16 protein-coding genes are annotated in these 19,543 nt (G+C 59.2%); 3 read left to right on the forward strand and 13 right to left on the reverse strand.

Going from position 1 to position 19,543, the window contains the following annotated elements:
- Positions 1-25 precede the first annotated feature (25 nt).
- The 4 genes from H0921_RS00050 to H0921_RS00065 all read right to left on the reverse strand — a co-directional run bounded on the left by H0921_RS00050 (position 26) and on the right by H0921_RS00065 (position 7,701).
- Positions 26-3,028: a DUF1156 domain-containing protein gene (locus H0921_RS00050; protein WP_194535997.1), complete on the reverse strand. Its 3,003-nt coding sequence runs from the start codon at positions 3,026-3,028 to the stop codon at positions 26-28.
- Positions 3,029-3,142: 114 nt separating this feature from the next.
- Entirely contained in the window at positions 3,143-3,586 is a 444-nt protein-coding gene (locus H0921_RS00055) for a DUF7680 family protein (RefSeq protein WP_194535998.1), read from the reverse strand.
- Entirely contained in the window at positions 3,567-6,608 is a 3,042-nt protein-coding gene (locus H0921_RS00060) for an ATP-binding protein (protein ID WP_194535999.1), read from the reverse strand. Before H0921_RS00060 ends, H0921_RS00055 begins: the two co-directional genes overlap by 20 nt.
- Positions 6,609-7,149: 541 nt before the next feature.
- The gene (locus H0921_RS00065; RefSeq protein WP_194536000.1) at positions 7,150-7,701 is read right to left on the reverse strand and encodes a TPR end-of-group domain-containing protein; all 552 of its coding nucleotides are present in this window, start codon (positions 7,699-7,701) and stop codon (positions 7,150-7,152) included.
- 149 nt (positions 7,702-7,850) lie between these two features.
- Here H0921_RS00065 and H0921_RS00070 point away from each other — a divergent pair, with 149 nt between their 5' ends.
- The 3 genes from H0921_RS00070 to H0921_RS00080 all read left to right on the forward strand — a co-directional run bounded on the left by H0921_RS00070 (position 7,851) and on the right by H0921_RS00080 (position 10,978).
- Entirely contained in the window at positions 7,851-8,447 is a 597-nt protein-coding gene (locus H0921_RS00070) for a DUF3592 domain-containing protein (RefSeq protein ID WP_194536001.1), read from the forward strand.
- A gap of 594 nt (positions 8,448-9,041) precedes the next feature.
- The gene (locus H0921_RS00075; protein WP_194536002.1) at positions 9,042-9,392 is read left to right on the forward strand and encodes a hypothetical protein; all 351 of its coding nucleotides are present in this window, start codon (positions 9,042-9,044) and stop codon (positions 9,390-9,392) included.
- A gap of 524 nt (positions 9,393-9,916) precedes the next feature.
- On the forward strand, positions 9,917-10,978 hold the full coding sequence (locus H0921_RS00080) for an integrase core domain-containing protein (protein WP_194536003.1): 1,062 nt from the start codon (positions 9,917-9,919) through the stop codon (positions 10,976-10,978).
- A 354-nt stretch (positions 10,979-11,332) separates the two neighbouring features.
- On the opposite strand, the gene H0921_RS00085 is transcribed toward H0921_RS00080, so the two are convergent.
- The 9 genes from H0921_RS00085 to H0921_RS00125 all read right to left on the reverse strand — a co-directional run bounded on the left by H0921_RS00085 (position 11,333) and on the right by H0921_RS00125 (position 19,455).
- A complete protein-coding gene (locus H0921_RS00085; RefSeq protein ID WP_194536004.1) occupies positions 11,333-11,491 on the reverse strand; it encodes a hypothetical protein in 159 nt (52 codons plus the stop codon).
- Positions 11,488-11,814 (reverse strand): hypothetical protein, encoded by a 327-nt coding sequence (locus tag H0921_RS00090; protein WP_194536005.1) that lies wholly within the window; start codon positions 11,812-11,814, stop codon positions 11,488-11,490. Before H0921_RS00090 ends, H0921_RS00085 begins: the two co-directional genes overlap by 4 nt.
- A gap of 1 nt (position 11,815) precedes the next feature.
- Positions 11,816-12,337: a polymorphic toxin-type HINT domain-containing protein gene (locus H0921_RS18395; RefSeq protein ID WP_390622531.1), complete on the reverse strand. Its 522-nt coding sequence runs from the start codon at positions 12,335-12,337 to the stop codon at positions 11,816-11,818.
- 276 nt (positions 12,338-12,613) lie between these two features.
- Entirely contained in the window at positions 12,614-12,958 is a 345-nt protein-coding gene (locus H0921_RS00100; RefSeq protein ID WP_194536006.1) for a hypothetical protein, read from the reverse strand.
- 15 nt (positions 12,959-12,973) lie between these two features.
- The gene (locus H0921_RS00105; protein WP_194536007.1) at positions 12,974-14,572 is read right to left on the reverse strand and encodes a polymorphic toxin-type HINT domain-containing protein; all 1,599 of its coding nucleotides are present in this window, start codon (positions 14,570-14,572) and stop codon (positions 12,974-12,976) included.
- A gap of 207 nt (positions 14,573-14,779) precedes the next feature.
- Complete coding sequence (locus H0921_RS00110; protein ID WP_194536008.1) at positions 14,780-15,130, reverse strand: hypothetical protein; 351 nt, start codon at positions 15,128-15,130, stop codon at positions 14,780-14,782.
- Between the two features lie 56 nt (positions 15,131-15,186).
- Positions 15,187-16,236: an RHS repeat-associated core domain-containing protein gene (locus H0921_RS00115; RefSeq protein WP_194536009.1), complete on the reverse strand. Its 1,050-nt coding sequence runs from the start codon at positions 16,234-16,236 to the stop codon at positions 15,187-15,189.
- Positions 16,237-16,310: 74 nt separating this feature from the next.
- Positions 16,311-17,099 (reverse strand): DUF1559 family PulG-like putative transporter, encoded by a 789-nt coding sequence (locus H0921_RS18400; protein ID WP_390622523.1) that lies wholly within the window; start codon positions 17,097-17,099, stop codon positions 16,311-16,313.
- The gene (locus tag H0921_RS00125; protein ID WP_315851810.1) at positions 17,032-19,455 is read right to left on the reverse strand and encodes an RHS repeat domain-containing protein; all 2,424 of its coding nucleotides are present in this window, start codon (positions 19,453-19,455) and stop codon (positions 17,032-17,034) included. The genes H0921_RS18400 and H0921_RS00125 overlap by 68 nt, the downstream gene beginning before the upstream one ends.
- Positions 19,456-19,543: the final 88 nt, after the last annotated feature.

The raw sequence follows: 19,543 nt of genomic DNA on the forward strand, positions 1-19,543 counted from the left end.
TCTCCTTGTCTCCCTGTCTCCTTGCCTATTCACCCTCCTCATCCTCGTTCTCTTCCAGTTGCTCCTCCTCGTCGGCAGGAAACAGTTCCCCTTGCTGAACGACCGGCGGCGGTTCCTCCTCCTTGGGGGCCGGCAGGTCGTCCCAGAAGAGCAGACGCAGGGCGTCGAGCGTGGCCATTTCCGGGCGGAGAAACTTCCCCTGCTTGTCCCGCGTGGCCGGAATGGCCCCCAGCAACGCCTGCACCAGCGCCTTGACCCGGCTGTCGCTCCGCAATCCCCGCTGCTCGACAAACCGCTGGCAGGCCAGCGAACCGTCCTCGTCGTACACCAGCATCACGGTGTGCACCACGTCGATGAGATGGGAAAAAGTCTCGGCGTCCGGGTCCACCATCCCCCGTTTCCGCCGCTGGCCAGGCAGGTTCATCACGACGTTGGCCCCCTTCTTGGCCACCAGGCGCTTGTCCCGCACGATGTCGCGCTCCAGGTCCAGGCCCAACGCCAACGCCAGCTTGCGGGCCTCGTCGGCCGGAAACTCCTGCGCCCGGAAGGCATCCCACGCCATCAAGTACCAATCGGTTACCGGGTCGAACTGCACCGAACGCCCCAAGAGCAGTCCCTGCTTGCGGAGATTCACGACCTCCTGCCGGGCCAGGTCCAGCGCCTCGCCCGGTTTGAGCGGCAGCGGTTGGCCAGTCTTGGGATCGGTCTGGCTGGTCAGCACCGGCCAATTCTCGGAGATGATCGCCAGCACCGGGCCGAACGTGCTGATGTACAAATCCACCCCGCGGATGCCGGCTTTCTCGAACTCCTCGGCCTTTTCCCGTGCCCGTTGCCGCACCGCACCCTTGAGGTCGTCCCACCAAGCCGGCTCGCTCCTCTTGGCCCGCTTGCGGCACACCAAGAGGATCGTGCTGGCCGCCGCGTTCTTCTTGGCCTGGTGCAGGCTGTGCTCGCTTTCGGTGTGCACCGGCCAGGAAGCATCGATCCGAAAGCCCGCCTGGATCAACGCCGTGCCCAGCGTGTCCCAGGCCGCCACCTCCTTGTGCGTGAACATCACGGTTAGCACGCCATCGTCGGCCAGCACCCGGTGCATCTCCCGGAAACAGGCCATCATCTTGTTCTCGTAGTCCTGCCGGGCCAGTTCCTCTTTTTTCTTGGAAAAAGCGAAGCGGGCCGGGTTGGCCACCGCCTCCTCGTCCTTGGGCACCACCTCGAAATCGCCCAACAGCTCCGGATGCACTTGGCCCAGCGAGCGCTTCATCCACACATAGAAAAAGTCGCTCAGCTCGGCATACTGCACGTTGGCGTAATAGGGCGGATCGACGCAGATGAGGTGCACCGAGCCATCGGGAAGATCGGCGAGCGACTGGGCATTGCCCCGCGTGCAGCGCAGGCGGTGGACCGGCGGCTCCACCTTACCCAGCAGACTCTCTTGCACTGGATAAACCAGCTTCGCAATCCCCTCATACGCATCGATCACCTGATCCAATGCCCAAGGTAAAAGGTTGCGCGAAGCGTCGAACTCACCGTGACTCCATTTGAAGGAGAAGTCGTGACGTTCGAAAGTGTTCGCAATCTTATCCCTTGTACCGTCCCACCTGACTAAGCGCGAGTTGTAGCCCGCACACTTGTCGGCTGCCAGGCCCAGCAGTGTCAGCACTGCCGCTGCCCGCTCCCTGGTTAGCTCGCGCTGGACCTGTTGCGCGACCGTTTGCAGCTCTTCGAGGATGACCAGGTGGGCGAGCAGTTGCCGCGGGGAAAAGAAGTCGGCCCAGGTGGGCATGCCGTAATGGATGGGCCGCATGTCCGTGGCGGGATTGGGATACGGTTCCGTGGGGACCAAGCCGGCGGCTTCCCAGTGGGGGCGGCGCTGTTCGAGTTCCTGGACGGCCCGTTCGTAGGCCGCTTCATCCTCCGGCGTCGGCAGGCGGAAGCTGAAATCGCCAGGGGTTTTGATTCCCACGGCGTAAAGCTGCTGGCCCATGCGTCCGGCTTGAGCTTCGGCCTTGATATAGTCGCCGTCGATGGCCTCGCCGGTCCAGGGACTGATCGCGGTGCCCCGCCGGATGGTTCCCTGATCCGGCTTGGCTTGCTCACAGGCGGCACGCCCCCGGACGATCTCGAAGCGGCAGCGGGCTTCACGTGGATCGGCGATCAGCTTGACGGCTACGGGGTCGCTCCCCTTGCGCAGCCACCAGTTGGGGGACAGCGGCACCGGCTTGCCCGTCACGGGGCAGGGTACCGTTCGCGCCCAGAGGTAACAGGCGCCGATCGCATTGCCAGGTATGTCACTGTAGAAGGGGCGAAGTTTTTTCTGAACCCCTTGGACCCAAAGCGTCCCATATTTGCGAAGGTCTGCCACCAGCGATGGTCCGAAGCGGGCCGGGTAATCGAGCGTTGCCTTGAGGATGACACTGGCCACGGGATTGAGTTCATTGGCATGAACGGTCAGGCCGAAACGCAGGGCCTCGAAGGGGATGGAGCCGCCGCCGGCCATCGGATCGCAGAACGTTATCTCCCGTGTGCCCCAGGTCCACTCCAGAAGCTCATAAAGCGTTTGCAATTGGTCCTCGGTGGGATTGATGGTAAAGGCCCGCGGATAGGTGTAGGGGTTAGGGATTCTATTCCCGGTGCGCGCCGCCCATTCCAGGAGTCTGCGGCTGGCGACCGGGTCGCCGTGGATGCCGATGAGCTTCAGGAACCAGGCTTTGTAAGCGTCGAAGGTAGGGAAGAGTTGGCGGAAGCGTTCCGGCCAGTCTGTCTTTGTGTCTGCGTGTCTCCCTGTCTCCGTGTCTCTCACTCCAGACGAGGCAGAAGCGGGGACCGGAGAAGACAGGGAGAGGGGATAGGCGGGCAGGAGGCTGGCGAGGATGGCCGCTCGGCAGACGGTCAAGGGCCGCCGCGCCCACCAGACGTGGAGGAAGTACAAGGGCGGCAAGGCTGAGGACGCCCCGCGCTCGCGCAGGCACTCGGCGCCGATCTCGGCGATAGGCAGCCATTGTTCGATGAGGACACGCGGGGGCGTCATGGTGTCACCTGCCTTTCTCAGAGTCCGTTGTGGAGTTCCACGAGTCCTGTGCAGCGGCGGCATGGTGGAGGGATGCAGGGTACGGCGAGGGGGATGGTTTCGGAGCGTGCTGGTTCATTCCCGTGCCAGGAGGATGCGGAGGGCTTTTTGGGCGCGGCGAGCGGCCTGGGAGGCGGCGATCTTGCTGAACCAGTAGTAGGCTTCCTCTTCGGTCATGGCCTGGACGTGTTCGGAGATTTCGAGCATGCGTGTGACTTTGCGGAGGGGTTTGACGGCGAGGAAGAGCAGTCCCAGGCGAACGCCGAGTTTTTCGTTGAGGGCGAAGGGGGCGCGTCGGCTGTGGCAGAGGTCGGCGGGGCGGTAGCCCGCTTGTTTGATTGTGGCCAGCACTTGGTCCATGACCGATTGCAGGGGGGTGCCGGAAATCTGGGCCACGAGGCGCCAGGTTCCGTTTTCGGAGGGACAGCGGCGGCCCGAGGGGGGGCGTTGGAACAGGGCCAAGCCGTAATCGCGGTTGTCGCCGGTGACCACGCGCAATTCAAACGGTGGGTCGGCCATGGTTCGACTCCGCTTGCAGGGGTTCGGCTTCCACCAGGATGCGTCCGATACCGAGGTTGGTGAGAACCTCACGGATGGTATGGAACTGGTCGCTGGCAACGTCCAGGCCGCCGTCGAAGTCGGCTTTCACCAGCAATCGAACGTTGGCTTTGGTGGCTTCCTGGCTGAGGGCATCCGTGAGGGTTTTGATGCGTTGGTAACGTGCCCAGGAGCCGGCAAATTCGAGGAAGAACTTTTCGCCGTCGCTGCCGAACTCCAGCACGAGGCGCTGATCGAGGTGGAAGTTAGCTTTACCCATTTGGGGGATGGCCAGGCCGAGGGCGCGGGCATCGCGGGCGGGGTCTTTGCCCAGGCCTTCGATGCAGATGGCCAGGCGGCGCAAGGAGCGGACCTTCTGATCCTCGCACAGGTCCGCGAGTTTTTGGAAGGCCTGGGCCGGGGTTCCTTCGGCGCGGAAGACCTGCTCTGTGCGGCCATGGTCTTGCTGATCGCAGATACAGGTGGACTGGCCGCAGAGCGGGCAGGGTTCTGTGATGGGTTCATCTCCCTTGATCTTGATGCCGACCCGCTGGGCTTCTTCCGGTTTGTAGAGGATGGCAGAGTCGCTGATCTCGATTAAGGGAGCGGGGGAGGGGGGGCCATAGCCGACGCCTTCATCCGGGGGGTAGTACACCCACACCCCTTGGCGGATGCCGTCGCGGATGGTACGTTTGAGCTGGTTGATGTCGAGGAGCATTTTCAGTCCCAGGCGTTGGGCGAAGGCGCGGCGCAGCTCTTCCGTCGAGAGGGAGGCCGCATTGGGGGGCCAGGCTTTGGCCTGGACGTATGCGGCGTTGAGCGGCTGGTCATCGGCAGTCAGCACCTTTTCCAGCATTTTGAGCGCTCGCAAGACGACTTCGCTTTGGTCCCGTTCGACTTCCCCTTGTTCCTCGGCTTGCAGGAGGTAGTGGGCGAGGTTTCCCGCGCGCTTGGGGGCGTCCGCCGAGGGGTAGTAGAGGTGGCGGTAGGCTTTGGTGATGGCCACGCGCAGGTCCAATTCGGCCGCTTCGGCCATTTTCTTGAGTTTGTCCTTTTGCTCTTTGGTGAAGTCGCGCATCCGGTCGAAGTCGTGGAGGATTCTCTGAAGGGCGAGGTAGCGCTGGGCCACTTCGACCATGCGCTCGACCTGGTCCGCATCGGCTACGAGGAAGACGAGATTGTTTTTGTAGGTGCGGTACTCCTCCTGGCTTCCTTTGCGTTCGAAGATTTTGAGCACGAGTGGCGGGGGGGTGGCAGCGTGGGGGGAGGACACCTGGGCGGCGTCGTAGTGGATCACCACGAGTTTGGGAGCCTGGGCGTCGTCATCGACGTCGGCAGCTTCAGGGGGGAAGAACACCGGCGTGAAGATGCCCTTTTTCCAGATCTTTCGGATCCGTTCATCCAGCATGGACTTGGCCGTGATTTTGCCGACCAATCCCATTTCATCGTCCACGATTTTGCGGAGAGCCGGTTCCGTTTTGAAGCGATAGCGATGGCCATCGTAGTCGAAGAACCAGCAGCGGTCGGCCAGGCGCTGGATGGCTTTTTCGATCAGGCCAGGGTCATCGCCGGGTTGGAGCACGGCCAGGTTCAGATCGGCGGGGTCGACGCCGCTTTGTCCCGTTTGCACGAGGCTATGCAGGAAGACGGTGGCGGCCAGGCGGCGGGCGTAAGGTGGCTTTCCGGCTTCGATCCACTCGCGGTCGATCTCCTGGGCATGGGCCAGCGTCCCCTGTCGAGGGCTGGCGATGTCGGCCTCGATGACCTGTTTGTATTGCGGGCGGTCGAGGCGGCTGGTCAAATCGTTGGCCACCTGATCATCCGCCAAATCCAGATGGTGAGGACAGATCAGGTAGCAGTCGGCGGGTTTTTGCTCCCACAATTTGCGGACCGTTTGCGCCAGGAGACGCAGCACCCCGCGTGTACGCTGGAAGTTGGGAATCGTGGAGGTCTTGCGATTGAGGGTGGTCAACAGTTCGGGGTGGAAGGGGTAGTCCTGGACCATTTCGGCTTGGTACTCGGCGCGGACTGCCCGCTGGGGCAAGTTCACCCCTTTGTCGATCTGTCGGACGTAGAAGTCGGCATATTGTTTGGCTGCGTCCTCGGCAGCGCGGCGGTCCACCCGTGCAAAGAGTCGGTGCGTGACGATGGCGCTGATTTCGTTCTCCGCCGAGGGGGTGAGGACGTGCTCCTGGCGTGCTGAGACGCTGCGGGCCTCGGCCAGTTCCGCTCGCAGGTCGTCGGACTCTTTTCCGAAGGCATCGGCTGAGTCGGCCAGCGTGTAGACGAAGACGGTGCGCTGGCTTTCCGAGGCGAACTTGATCAGGGACATCAGAAAAGCCACCGTTTGCTCGGCCAAATGGGACTCTCCCGCTTGGTATTTCGCACCGCGGGCCACACGCAGGTAGTAGGCGATCTCGTCGATCATGAGCAAGGCGGGCTGATCGCCGATGAGCTTCTCCCACACCTGGGTGCCGGGGGCAACACGTTGTTCATCGCTTTTGCGGACCAGCTCGTACCCCGGCTTGCCGCCAAGCTGGTAAGCTAGCTCGCCCCAAAGCGTAAAGGTGCGGACATCCCCGTGATCGACGCCATCGGCTACGTCTAAATCCGGCCCGACGACGCCGGCGATCTTCACGGTCCCTGGTCTAGGCAGGAGCCTTTCGGCGACGAAATTGTCCACCCATTTCGGATCAACACCGCCCCGAGCCAAGTGGTACAGCCCGATCAGGTTGTGGGTTTTGCCGCCCCCGAAGCTTGTCTCTAAGCGGATCACGGCAGCACTGGTGGGGCTGACGCCGCTGAGCCTGCCGAGACCTTCGGCTAGGAGAGATTTCAAGCCGCTGGTCGGGTAGGTGTTCGCAAAGAAAGTGCGGGGGTCGCCGTAAACGTGGTCAGCACTGCCCCGGAGCACCTTGGTCAGAGAGGCAGCGAATTGCTGCTCCCGAAGTGTCCCCCGCAGGACTTCGTCGCGTGGTTGACAGGTCTCGAAAATGGTCTTCATGCTCGGCCTCGCTATCACCGCTGTTGCCAGCTCGGCTTCCTCTCGAACCGTTCCGCCAGGCGGTTGCATCCTTCCGCTAAAGCAGCGGTCATGATTTTGCGTGCTTGAGGTATTCGACTAGCAGGTGTTCCTCTGGATTTTATCAGCTCCCAGGGACGGTCAGAAGTCGTGCCATATCCATAGTCCCTTCTCCTCCCCGGGAGATGGGGTTACGCGCCGATCCCTGCGGCTTGCTTCCTGTGACGCTCCTCCCCTTGGTTTCACTCGATAGTTTAATGTCCAATAACTCATTGTCTCCGGAAACTGTATTGCAGCCAGTCTAAAATCACTCATTTAGATTGATTTGCAATTATCAGATACTAGTAAGAACGATGTGGCAGGAGGTCGCCTCGTGTCGTCCGGGGCGTCCCTTGGTCTTGGCGCAAGGGCTAGGGCGGCGGGCGAGTCATTGTCGCCGCGGTCTGGGTGCGGTTGGGCATGACAGGGCGGAGGTGGAGAAAACCTAAGCGTTGGCACGGGCATGAGGAGTTGTGGTTGACAGTCAGTGTTGGCTTTCCAGTTCCTTCAGCAGCTTTTGGAAGTCTGGGCGTTGGCGCAGCGGGGCGAGGTCGGAGTCTTGCTTCATGTGGGCGGCGTCCTTGAACCCCTTGGCCACGGCCTCCCGCAGCAGCTTCATCGCCGCGTCGCCGTAGAACTGGACGACGGCTTTGCGTTTGTCGGCATCGAGCTGCTCGTGCTTCTCGACGATGGGGATGCACAGGGCCAGGGCGCAGGCGGCGTCGTAGGCGTCGGCAGCTCCGTCCCAGCCCAGGTCGCGGGCGGTCTGGGCGGTTTGCACCGCGGCGGCCGGGTCGAGCAGCCCGGCGTGGGCCTGCACTAACGCAAGCAGGTTGTTGCGGTAGAACTGCCGGTAGGTGGGATGCCGAGGGTTGGCCTTGAGGGCGGCCAGGTGGTGCGGCCGGGCCTTTTCCAGGCACTCCTTGGCCGTGGCGAAGTTGCGCCGCAGGTTGCACAGGTTGGCCAGGTTGCCGAGAGTAGCAGCCAGGTCGTTCCGCAGGTCCGGCTGATTGGGAAACTCAGCGGCCAGTTCCACTTGGTTGGCTTCGAAATTGTAACGACTTCTTGGGGGTGTCGTTGGACGGAAAAAGCTACGACTTTCGCCTGACTGAAATCGCAGGTAAAATGTTGGATGCTGCTTGTCTGAGGGACAAACGCTGCCGACAGAGCGAGGGAGATCAACTTATGTCTTACGATTTACACGAGAGAGAAGTTCAGCCAGCGCCAGCTTGGTGGACAACCTGGCTTGCTTTCGCATCGCGACTCCTCCTTTGGCTCATAAGTGGCGAGTTCAAGGGCTGGCTGCTCTCTGGTTTCCTCGTCGGCTTTGGTCTCTGGGAATTGGCCAAACAAGAGCTGAGCATCTTGTGCTGGAAGAAGACTCAGGGGATCGTCATCGAATCTCGCACCGAATGGATCGAGCAGAAAGGGGGAATCCCCGGTGCTCCCCTTACCGTGCACATCCGCTACCGCTACTGGGTTGCCGGTCAGCCGTATGAGGCGACACGGATTACGACCGGGGAACCCAAAACGTTCTATTGGGTTCAGGAAGCTGCCGCTTTCCGCAAGCAGTTCCCACCGGGTGCTCCCGTCATGGTCCTGTATGCTCCGTATGATCCATCGCAGGCGACCCTGTTCGCGGAACGCAGCTCTGGTCCGTGGATCTTGTTAGGATTTGGAATTCCCATTTTGCTCTTAACGCTGCGGCTACGTTGGCAACGGCATCGCCAAGGTGAGGAACCGACTCCTGACCTTCACGTCCCACTCCATATTGGCTTGTGACTTGGGGTGGTCACACGTTTTGAGATCGACGAGACCTTTGGCAGAGTTGAACTAGTCGAGCCGGGCTTAGTAGGGAATGCCGTGGTAGTCACGACGAATGACGTCCTCCGGTACGCCTGCGGGGAGCAAGCGGGTATAATCCTGATGGATGTAGATAGGGCCCAGGTCGGCCACCGGGGGTCTGATCGTCGTTGGCGCCTCGAAATTGAAGCCGGTCGTACACTGGGCGCCGGCAGGTGTTATATTTATGTAAGGAGTTCGTTTCTCGCTGAAGTCCTGCCGGTTGCTGAGCGGGTTGCTCGTCACTCTTCTGGGGAAGCTCGCATGTGGCATCCAAGCAAAATTCTATTAGTAGTGATATTGCTGCTCGCCTTGGCGTCCCCCGCGTATGCAAACTCCGCCGCACCGACTGCCCACTCGTGGCATGACTCATTTTTTGAACTTTTGCCGCTCATATTGTATTTGGCTTTGCCGGCGTCGATATTCGCGGCTGTCTTGGAATGGCCCTTCGTTTTTTGTGCGGGCGTCCGAAAGCACGCGTTCTGGTACTCCTTACAGGCCAATTTCATAAGTCTAGTGGTCGGATACTTGACTGTGCCTTTGGCCGTCGTCGCTATTTTCTGCACTGGGCCGCTGTGGTTGCTGATCGCGGTGGCCATGTCTGTTGGCTTGGAGGGGAAGTACTATCAGTGGCGAGTAATCCGTGCGCCGTGGCGCCTGCGCTGGCGTTGGATCGTGGCGGGCAGCGTCTTGAGCAGCAGTATTTTACTGATGCTCCTGCCCACGCTGGCGCTGGCGATCAAGGAAGCGCAGCCCCGTCTGGAGTGGCATTTGTACATATTATGTTTATTATATTACGAATTGTTCTGGGAAAGTGTGTTTGCAAGCGTCGCGCTGTTTCTCGGAAGTTTCTTCGCACCCGGACTGCTAAGGCGAATGAAGTGAGAGCTATGTCGTCCGGCGTAGTGCCGAAGGTAGATCGCGCTGGCTTTCCGAATTTTGAAGCTCCCTGTCTGCAACACTCCTCGAACTCGATCGCGCGCAGAACCGGCGCGAGAGTCGCGAGAGGATAGCTGCAAGCTCTTGATTTGCTGGTTCTTACGACGTGGGAGATGAGAGAGGTCCGCGAAGGGGCGCCGAAGTTCCGAATCCGTCTCGGTGTCCGACTGGCACACTCCTCGAACCCAAAACGTCGCGCCGCCTGTTAACCCGTCTGTCGGTTTCGTCCCTCAACAAAAACTTCCACACTCCGGTTACCAGCCCGCGCGAGCGCGACAACGGTTGTCTGTCCATTCCCGATCTCCCCCCGACTCGATCGCCCCCGCAAGGCCCGCGCAACCCGACCCCGACTGGACACCACGGCTGGGAGAGTGCTTCCTCTGGGATTGCCCTCGATCCCGCCGGTGTGCAAATATGTTGTCCTCATTCGTTTTGTCGGTGTTTTCCCTGACGGTTGCGATTGTACCCGGATGACCAAACTTCTCCAATCCCTGCTGCTGCTGTTGGCCAGCGGCACGGACAAGGACAGACTGCGCCAAATCCAGTTCCTCAAGGAGGAGAACCGCATCCTCCGCGACCGGCTCCCCAAGCGGATCCAGGTCACTCCAACCGAGCGCCAGCGCCTGCTCAAGTTCGGCAAGCCCCTCGGCTCCGCCATCCGCCACCTCATCACCATCGTCTCCCCTCGGACCTTCCTGCGCTGGCTCCACGGTGAAACCAGACCCAAGGAAGCCGCGAGCAAGCGCGGGAGGAAACGCACGCCGGAGGAGGTCCGCGAACTCGTGTTGCGGTTGGCCCGCGAAAATGACTGGGGTTACACGCGCATCCTCGGGGAGTTGAAAAAGCTGGGGATCAAGAAGATCAGCCGGGCCACCGTGGTCAACATCCTGAAGGAGAACGGCCTCGACCCCGGGCCCAAGCGCGGGGAGGGCACCTGGTTTGACTTCATCAAGCGGCACAAGGAAAGCCTCATCGCCTGCGATTTCTTCTCGACGAAGGTGTGGACGATGTCGGGCGTGGTGGAGTACTTCGTCCTCTTCTTCATCCACGTCGGGACTCGAAAGGTCTACGTGGCCGGGATGACGCCCAACCCCAACGCCCCTTGGGTGATCCAGCAAGCGCGGAATGCGGCGATGCACTTTGGGGAAGAGCCCGCCAAGCCCCGGTATCTGCTGCGGGACCACGACAGCAAGTTCGTCCCGGAGTTCGATGCGGTCTTGGAGGCGGAGGGAATGGAAGTGGTGCCGACAAGCGTGCAGGCGCCGAACATGAACGCGGTGGCGGAGAGGTTCGTGCAGACGGTGAAGGGAGAGTGCCTCGACCACTTCATCGTCTTCGGAGAAGCCCATCTGCGCTATCTCTTAAAGCAGTTCCTGATCCATTATCACGAATGCCGGCCACATCAGGGCCTGGGGAACATGCCCCTGGGTGGGCTTCCCGCAGTCCCGGAGGACAAGCCGTTGATCCTGAGCGAGGTGCGTTGCGAAGAGAGGCTGGGCGGCTTGCTCAAGCATTATTCCCGCGCGGCTTGATTCTGTCGGCGGTTCCCCTTCCACCGATTCCCCACGGGTAGCTCCCGGTCCGGGTTCGAGGCTGCGACTGCCTCGGGGCGCTTGACCTGGAACGACCTCCCCCTGTCGTTCCCCGCGGGTTCTCGTTGCCTGCTCCGCCGCGCTGCCGGCTCTGCTCTCTCCTTGCTCGCGACAACCAACCTTCAACTCGGCCGCCGCTGTCCCTTTCAGCGCCGCCACTTGCGTGCGCCATCGTTTTTGTACAGGACGGTCGTAGACGTAACGCTCGACGACATTGCCCGCGTTGTCAAAGAGCGCGGTGACATTATAGTTGGCATCCTGCACAACGTACAAGCGCTCGTCCAGCTGCACGGTCTAGCCGTCGCTACTGCAGAGCTTGTCGCCAGCGTGCAGGTTGGCGGCGGCAGTCCAGCCCTGGCCGTGAACGTAGAAGTGATGATATTCCGTGGTGCGGCTGCCGTTGCCGCTCAGGTACAGCAACACGACGCAATTGCGGGTCGGGAACATGGTCATTCTTTTGGAGTGGATGAGGCTAGGGAAAATGCTTTCTCAAACTCACCTTTACCAATGAGGTCGCCAACGACTTTTGCGATGTTCTCCCGGCTTAATCTGCGGACTAAGATCATGTCAGTCGCCCAGAAATAGGATCCTTTCATGCACTCCCCGGATTGCTGGTAATTTTCCATGATTTTCTGGATGTTCTCCAATGTGAAAAAGGTCGCCATGTAGTGTGAGCCATCATCGAAGACAACTTCAACATCCACGTTGTCCGTGATTGGGTCTAGCCCTTCTAACCCGGCATGTACCGTAATCTTGTAGTGCTGGCCCTTTACCATTTTATCCTCCATACAACCGCTGCAGGATTTTGATTACGGCCTCTTGGTTTGCCTTCGATGATTTCGCAAGAATCTCAGCATCCCCGTTCGCCAAGATTCGGAAATACACCCTGGCGCCGTCCCTTGCTCGTGCTTCGAGGACGTTGCCAAACACCCCTCTTGTTCCGATACCAGGATTGAAGTTGCCTCTCCCCAATTGTGCTGTCAATCTGTCGATAGAGGCTTGGTGCGTTCGTCCGGCAGCCTCTGCGTGCCTAACAAGGCCTGGATCGTCGTGGATACGGCTAACGCAAGCATTATGTGCCCAGACGCTCCAGCCCCACCCTTCGTCGCCGACGAAGTACGTATGGTACTCCGCCACCCGGCAGTTGTACACCGCCTCCTCGCGGCCCGTGTCCCGAACATCTTCGACCGTCAGCCACTGGCCGTCGTGCGACCGCAACTCATCCCCAGCCCGTAAGTCCTTCGCCGCCGTCCAACCTCTGCCCCGCACCCAGAACGGATGCTCCCCCGTCGTCTCGATCGTTTGGAACGTTCTACTTGATCCGGAGCCACAACACCAAGACGAACCGCTAGAACACCTCTTCGACCAGCTTGGCCTTCACTGCTCCGTTCGCGTCCAATTGTCCCAGTTGAGGAGCAGGTCACCGGCCCAGATGATCTCAATCGCTCGATAGCCGAGCGGCGTTCACTCCCGGCCTTAAACGAGCAAGCAGTGATCCGCCGTCATACGGATGACGCGACCGTGGATGCCCACAGGAACGAAACGGCCGTTGACATGATTGGATCTCTTTGGGTTTCAGAACGGCAACCCGGATTGGTAGGACGAGCTGAACCCTTCACAACTGATCCCCGCCTGAGACAGCATTTGGACGACCTCCTCGACGCTCTGCACCACTTGGTTGATACGGTCGTAGATGAAAGGCTCGTCGCCGTCTAGATCGCCACCCTTCGCCTGCAGCTCTTGCAACGGGATATCGACCACTCGAACACGGATCAGGATGCTGCGCTCATCGTCGCTCGCACCAGGGGCCACGAACGGGTACAGCACTGCCCATGCCCGGCAACCGGGGCGGTCCGACGGGACTTCCTTCGACACGGCTTCCAGCCGCGAGACGTTCACTGCAATATCCTGAACAATCATAGGACGCCTTCTGGATTACCCGCCAAACAAGATTCGCACGACTCGGCCGTCGAAAGTGTGAATCTGCAGATGGGGCGTATAGTTGTGTAGCTTGCCATCATCGTAGTGCCCCTGCAGCACCTGACGGCCCTTCATACTCTTGAGGGCGCTGGTCCTGTCGAAGACGGTATCCCAGTGGTATGTACCCGCCTTGCCGTGGACATCAACTTGGGCTTTGCTCCACCCCGTTGTATCGCGGTAAGATGGCACCCCATGCCCAGAGCGGAACTCTCGGAAGAAGAGCTCGCGTGCCTCGTTCGCGTCTCTGACAATGACCTCATTCGTCCTGCCTTCTCGCAAGGCCCGCCCAGCCCGGGCGAGTTCGGGCGAACTGTAGCAACTATTATGCGCCCAGACGCTCCAGCCCCAGGCGGCGTCACCGACGAAGTACGTATGGTACTCCGCGACGCGGCAGTTGTACACCGCCTCCTCGCGGCCCGTGTCCCGAACGCCCTCGACCGCCAGCCACTGGCGGTCGTGCGACCGCAACTCATCCCCAGCCCGTAAGTCCTTCGCCGCCGTCCAGCCTTTGCCCCGCACCCAGAACGGATGCTCCGCCGTCGTCCGCAGCACCCGCCCCGCAACCGTCACCTCCCAGATCACACCCCATCGCCGGAACACCTCCTCCACCGGCCGATACGCCAACTCTCCCTCCGGCTGATCCTCCGGCAGCGACAACACTTCGTCACTCGTCGTCAATGCATCCCAGCGGACCCAACCCCGCCGCGTCAGGACTTGCACCTCCCCCGGGAAGCACGGCCGCAGCATCTGGAAGCTGTTGCCCGCGACCCCGATCAGGTCCAGAGCCGCCGCCCCATAATTCCCTGCCGCCAGATTGTCGCCAGCATTCAGTGAACCGCCAAACGCCTGGATGCCGTTGATCACCCGCACGCCAGTCCCGATGCTGCCGCCGACGGCACAGGGGTTGACGAAGGCTAGCCCGAGGTTGACCCCCGTGCCGGCAACCTCACCGACAGCGTAGGCTCCCGAGTGGTAGTCAACGACATCGTCATAGCCGAGGCCCTGCCGCACCCGACCGGTCAGCCCCATGCTGACCGTATCGCCCATGCCTGCCGCGCCGTTGCTGAGTTGAGCGAACCAGCCGGTGCGGTGGTGACCCAGAACGGAATCCCAGCTGCGCACGTTGTCCGTTCCGATCACATCGTTGGCGAGCCAGTCCCAGAGGTCGAACAGCCCCAACGGATCGAGCCGGTTCGGCAGACCGTTGCCTAATACCCGATAGAGGTTGACGTCCCCGGCGTCGTAGCGGATCGGGTCGAGGCTGGTCCAGCGGCCGAGGGTGGAGGAGTAGTCGCGGTAGCGGAAGTGATACAGGCCACTCGTGACGTCGAACCGGCCGCCCTGGTGCAGGTAGACCCAGGCGAAGGCGCTGGCCGCTCGCTCCGTCCAGTTGGCGTCGAGGATCGTCGCCTGGCCGAACGGGTCGTAGACGTAGCGTTCGACCACGTTGCCCGCATTGTCAAAGAGCGCAGTGACATTATAGTTGGCGTCCTGCACCACCCACAAGCGTTCGTCCAGCGTGCCGTCGCCGTTGCTGTCCCTGTCCCGCAGCACCAAGGCATCGTTATAGACTGGTCACCATTGCTGTCGCGGTCACGGTGGACCAATGCAGCGACATACACCGGCGACCTGACGTATTGTACGGGGGTCTACTTTCCGACGCACTTCCAGTAGCTGCTGGGCAGCCAGGGGTACTGCTTCGGTTATTTGCTTTCTGCTCATTGGGAGCAAATATGTCGATACTATTGTAAATATAGAAAACTATATCTTGGATTTAATAAATCCATAATATGATGCCATATCTAGAAAAAGAATAGAAAAATACACTAATGCTGCGGCTTTTGATTCTGTAAGCCCTACAGAATCAATCCATATATGTAGATCATCTGATATTGGATTAATGATATCATACATACTACTAATATACGATAATTCGTCTTTATTCATTGATTTTAATTTATCCATAATCACGCTTTCGAATTGGAAATATCCGTAAGATTCAAAGAAGTTAATCAAGTGACGAAATCTGTCGGGTAATTGCGACCAATCAACATTTTCAGGCCTCGTCGGATTCTCAGCAGGCTTCCAAAATGATGATGGATACGGAAGCATGGACCCCTCCAAAAGTTTAATTATAATCAGCAGCGAAAATTACTAGCATGATTCTACTACGGAATTTTATATACAAAACCATAAGTTTTATAATTATCAGATAATTTGATAATATCATGTCTCTCCATAATGTCGCTACCACATGATCCTAGAGTTACAATTCTCTTAAACCATCCCCAATATCCTTGATTTATTTCTTCAAGGTAATAAGCTGTTATATAGTGACCAGCTTGACTATCCGACGGATCTCGAATTAGTTCTACATTTATTACTCTCCCACGGAATTCCATTTTGAAATGAGTAGATGGTAATAATCCCTCATCACCATATATTTGCAATATCCTTCCCAGCCCAATTTTTTCAGCAAGTTTAATTCCCGATTCTTCACCAGCCTGAACTGCTTGACCATAAAAGAAAGTCAGACCTCCTACAATAACGGTCGTTCCTAATTTTTGAGCGAATCCTGCTGCCTTACGAGCTTGTTTAATTTCAAACCTACTAACAAGTTGTGCCCTTCTCGGTGTTTTGTTGCGTAAAGGAGAATTATTGATCCCAGGGGTTGCTCCGGCACAAACTTGATCAATATACTTTTCGGCTAATGTCCTGGGAATGTTAGCTGCGTCGAAGCACTCGAGGATTATCGCACGCTGTTGTTGTGGAGTCAACATTTTCCAGTTAGCTCGCGCTTGGTCATAAGATATACCAGACGTTCGAGCCACATTATATTTCCTAAGCACCTTGTGTGCCGCTGTGTGTTCCTCTGCAGTCAGCGGAAATAGCGGTTGATTGTCAGAACCTCCCAGAAACAATGGATAGAAATGATGATATCCCGGACCTTCTAAGCCACTTGGGTCAGTATAAACCGTCGGGGCGTTGAAGACGGTGCGGTAGAGATTGACATCGCCGGCGGCGTAGCCGAGCGGGTCGAGTGAAGTCCAGCGGCCCAGGGTCGGGGAGTAGTCACGGTGCCGGAAGTGGTACAGGCCGCTCGTGGTGTCAAAGCGGCCGCCCTGGTGCAGGTAGTGCCATACGAACTGGGAACCGTTGGGACGTTCGGTCCAGTTGGCGTCGAGGACCGTCACGCTGGCCGAACGGGTCGTAAACATAGCGTTCGACCACGGTGCCCGCGTTGTCATAGATTGACAATGTAAACCGGGATCGCGTGGTATGGCTCACGAGCTTACTTGGCTGCCTCCACAATCAGTACCATCTGGCGTAACTGCTCCCCTCTGATGTTGGTCAACGAGAAGACGGTTCCATCCACTGCAGCCACCCCGGGTGGCCGATTGTGCCTACACGAAATGCTCGGCTTCTTCGCATCATTCACTGCGAAACTCATCCTATCCAACTCCAAGTCTCTCGGCTCCATCCAATGTATTCCTTGATCCACTGCCTCAACCACCAAAATCGTTTCCGCATGCGGTCTTGTGATATCATCGACTTTCACCGTGTTGGAACCAGGAAACACTGTATTCGGACCCACGATCACAAAGTAGTTTGTTTCCCACCTTCCTCGTTTAGTATCCGCGGGACAGGCATAGCATGAGAGCATTTTGTCTTCCAGTTTCCGGTTATTCGGTCCATCCCATGGCTCATCAAACCGATACGCACCATACGTGCCGGGGTCGAGGTACTCCAGGAGAAGGACTCGCCAACTATGAGCGGGTTTCCCGTGCTTGTCGACCAGATATGCGGGGGGGAAGTGACCGTATCGTTCATGATAGTGGAGCATGGCAGTGGCAATCGATTTGAGGTGTCCGTGGCAAGTGCATGACTGAACTGCATGACGGTTGTGTGAGATTTCAGAAACTAAATGCAGTCCTGTTACCGTCAAGGCCACCACCAAGGCTACACAGCCTACAGCTAACCAACGGTGCTTCATCATTGTTACCCCTCGGATCTCATCTTTTGTATCGTTCCACTTCTGAGGGAGCAGGGTCCCTCGTCCACCAAATCTGATTGTTCTCATCGAGTGCAAACCCAGAAGTGGGAATGAAGCATCGAATCTTGATACCGTTTCGGTGGCAGGTTTTCACTACATCTTCGAGAGTGTACAGCCGTTGGTTGTTGACTCTCTTGAAGTCGGGTTCTTTTGGCTCCGGCATCAGCGCGCCGCAGATAACCGCTTCATAACCGCCAGGCGCTACCCGGGTCCGGGTCACTACCAATCCATCAGCGGTCCAAATCTTATAATACTTCCACCTGATAAACCCTACTTCTTCGAAGCCTTTCGACACGTTCGCTTGTGCCGAAAAGTGCATGATGTAAACCGGCTGACCTTTTTGCGGCGGGATCAATGCGATGCCGACACAGGGACCACATCCGTCGGGACCGATATACGCTCCTTTGGGGATAACCCCGGACCAACCGCGGTCAGCAGTGATAACGGTTGGCGTGAACTTGGTCTTATCAAGCGCTGGGATTGGGTTTCCCTTCGTCCAGAATGGGACATCCTTCAACAATTTTGGCTTATCACTCGGCCCGATCACCCAGCGGATAATGTTTTCCGACTGCGGGATCAAGCAGAAAGTGCCTCCGGGGTCTACCCGTTTTGGCATCGGCCGATCTTCTGGAGCGGAGGGGTCGATTTTGTTTGTTGGGTGATCGTTCATCGGCCGGTCTACTAGACCGGAGGGGTCGATTTTGTTTGTTGGGCCGTTGTTCACAAATCGATACAAGTTGACGTCGCCGGCTTCATACCGAATCGGATCCAGGCTGGTCCAGCGGCCGAGGGTCGGGGAGTAGTCGCGGTAACGGAAGTGATACAGGCCACTGACATCATCAAACCGGCCGCCCTGGTGCAGGTAGTGCCAAGCATACTCTGAGCCGCCGGAGCGTTCCGTCCAGTCCGTATCAAGGACCGTCACACTACCGAACGGGTCATAGATGTACCGCTCGACGACGTTGCCCGAGTTGTCAAACAGCGCGGTGACATTATAGTTGGCATCCTGGGCGACGTACAAGCGTTCATCCAGTGTGCCGTCGCCGTTCGTGTCGCGGTCACGCAGGACCAATGCATCGACGTAGACCGGCGACCAGACGTACTGGGCACCTACGGACTGGCGTCCGTGGCTCGTCACGCGTTCCTCCAATACCTGCCAGGCGTCGGAGTAGTAAAAGTCGGTTGTCGTGTCGCTGGCAGTCTCCTGGATGCGGCGATGCAGGCCGTCGTACTCATACGTCTTCAGTGTGGTGCCCGAGGCGTCCTTGACCGCCACCAGCCGGTTCCACGCATCGTAGACCAACTGCCGGCCGGTCTCGTCTCGTGTGAGGTTGCCGTTGGCGTCGAAGGTCGGCGTGACCGCCCCGCTGATGCCCGTGATCTCGTTCTGGGCGTTGTGACTCCGCGTCTGCGTACTGCCGTCGGTCGTCACACTCTGCCAGTTCCCCTGCGAATCGTAGTCCCAACTGCGAGTGTGCGAACCCCGACTGAAGCCGGTCAACTGGTTCAGGTCGTCGTAACTGTAGCTCTCACTGAAGGCGGCATTGACCAGATTGGTCCGGCTCAGGCGGTTGCCGTTGCGGTCGTAGCTGTATTGCAGGCGGTCCATCGCCGAGCCATCGCTGCTCTTGAGCCAGCGCTGATCGACGATGCGGCCGAAGCGGTCTAGACCGGTGTACTGGTCACCCGCGTCGCCGTTGGCTTCGCCGGATCGCTTGATGTAGCTCAGATCGATGCCCGGCTGCGGGTGCTTGCGGGCCACCACCACCGCCTCGCCCAGGTAGTCGTAGCTCTCCAGCACCCCCGTGCTGTCCGACAGCGACGACAAGCGGCTGATGGTGTCATCCAGCCCGGCCGCGTAGTTGTAGTTGAGCACCCTGCCGTTGGGGTAGATGATGCTGGTGAGTCGGGAGTGGTTGGCCCCGCCGGCCATCTCGCTGTAGGCGTACTGCACCCGCGGCGAGCTGCCAGTCACAACTGCGGTGTGCTCCTGCCATTCGCTGACCAGTTGGCCCAGGCCGTTGAAGTCGCGTTTCACCTGGTTGACGACGTTGCCGCCGGTGGCCGCGTCGTAGCTGGTGATCAGGGCCAGGTTCCCCAGCACGTCATAGCCGTACTCGATCCGCCGCACGGAACCATCCACGCCCGCCCCCAGCGTCGTGACGGCGTCGGCCACGAGCCGACCGAGCACGTCGTAGCTCAGGGTGTGGACGTTGCCGTTGCGGTCGGTCAGCGTGACCGTTTCACCCAGGGCGTTCTCTTGGCGTGCGACTACGACTTCCGCAGTGCCGTCGCACAGCTTGAAGGCTGGTTGGAGCAGTACCGGTCGGAGCGGTCGGAGAGCCGGACAACAGAGGCGAAGTAAACCGCCCGCGTCGTGCACGTGAGCGGATCCGCAACAGCGGGTCCCCTTCCCGGCGCGGGCCACCTCCAGAATTCACAACAATCGGGAAACCGACTGCTCAAGCCGC

Source organism: Thermogemmata fonticola (assembly GCF_013694095.1).
Lineage (GTDB): Bacteria > Planctomycetota > Planctomycetia > Gemmatales > Gemmataceae > Thermogemmata > Thermogemmata fonticola.

Excerpts from the sequence above, each read along its gene's own strand:
- H0921_RS00080 (WP_194536003.1), top strand. The coding sequence starts at position 9,917 with ATGACCAAACTTCTCCAATCCCTGCTGCTGCTGTTGGCCAGCGGCACG.
- H0921_RS18400 (WP_390622523.1), bottom strand. The coding sequence starts at position 17,099 with ATGAGAACAATCAGATTTGGTGGACGAGGGACCCTGCTCCCTCAGAAG.
- H0921_RS00060 (WP_194535999.1), bottom strand. The coding sequence starts at position 6,608 with ATGAAGACCATTTTCGAGACCTGTCAACCACGCGACGAAGTCCTGCGG.
- H0921_RS00110 (WP_194536008.1), bottom strand. The coding sequence starts at position 15,130 with ATGCTTCCGTATCCATCATCATTTTGGAAGCCTGCTGAGAATCCGACG.
- H0921_RS00100 (WP_194536006.1), bottom strand. The coding sequence starts at position 12,958 with ATGATTGTTCAGGATATTGCAGTGAACGTCTCGCGGCTGGAAGCCGTG.
- H0921_RS00090 (WP_194536005.1), bottom strand. The coding sequence starts at position 11,814 with ATGGTAAAGGGCCAGCACTACAAGATTACGGTACATGCCGGGTTAGAA.
- H0921_RS00115 (WP_194536009.1), bottom strand. The coding sequence starts at position 16,236 with ATGTTTACGACCCGTTCGGCCAGCGTGACGGTCCTCGACGCCAACTGG.
- H0921_RS00050 (WP_194535997.1), bottom strand. The coding sequence starts at position 3,028 with ATGACGCCCCCGCGTGTCCTCATCGAACAATGGCTGCCTATCGCCGAG.
- H0921_RS00070 (WP_194536001.1), top strand. The coding sequence starts at position 7,851 with ATGTCTTACGATTTACACGAGAGAGAAGTTCAGCCAGCGCCAGCTTGG.
- H0921_RS00055 (WP_194535998.1), bottom strand. The coding sequence starts at position 3,586 with ATGGCCGACCCACCGTTTGAATTGCGCGTGGTCACCGGCGACAACCGC.
- H0921_RS00085 (WP_194536004.1), bottom strand. The coding sequence starts at position 11,491 with ATGACCATGTTCCCGACCCGCAATTGCGTCGTGTTGCTGTACCTGAGC.